The 494-nt window shown below is 51.0% G+C and carries 1 protein-coding gene; it reads right to left on the bottom strand.

What is annotated here, in order from left to right:
• Positions 1 to 494 (bottom strand): AMP-binding protein (locus tag AC1DFM_RS34740; protein ID WP_477081376.1); only part of this gene is annotated, 494 nt, incomplete at both ends.

Raw genomic sequence — 494 nt, 5'->3', positions numbered from 1 at the left:
AAGGCACGCAAACGCTCCGGCGCACCGATATCATCTTTGTGGCAGAGCACCATACGGGCGCCCCAGCACAGTGGCAGAAACAGTTCCCATACCGATACATCAAAAGTGAAAGTGGTCTTCTGTAAAATGATGTCTGCGGGCGTAAAATTGTAATGCTGCCACATCCACTCCAAACGGTTCACCACACCACGGTGTTCCAGCATACAACCTTTAGGACGACCCGTGGAGCCGGAAGTGTAAATCACATAAGCCAGGTCGTGTGGCTGGTTAACAATAGCTGGCGTTGTAACCGGGTAGTTGGACTGCACTGCTTTAAAACGCAACAACTCTGCTTCATCAATCAGTACTTTGCAGCCACTGTCCGACAGGATATAATCAATACGTTCCTGCGGAAAGTCAGGATCAATGGGAACATAAGCCCCGCCTGACTTCAGCACCGCCAGCAAAGCAATGATCATTCGCTCACTTCTTTCCAGCTGCACCCCCACCAGGTC

It is taken from the genome of Chitinophaga sp. 05T412, from assembly GCF_056396465.1.
This window is presented reverse-complemented; position numbering and strand designations above follow the sequence as displayed.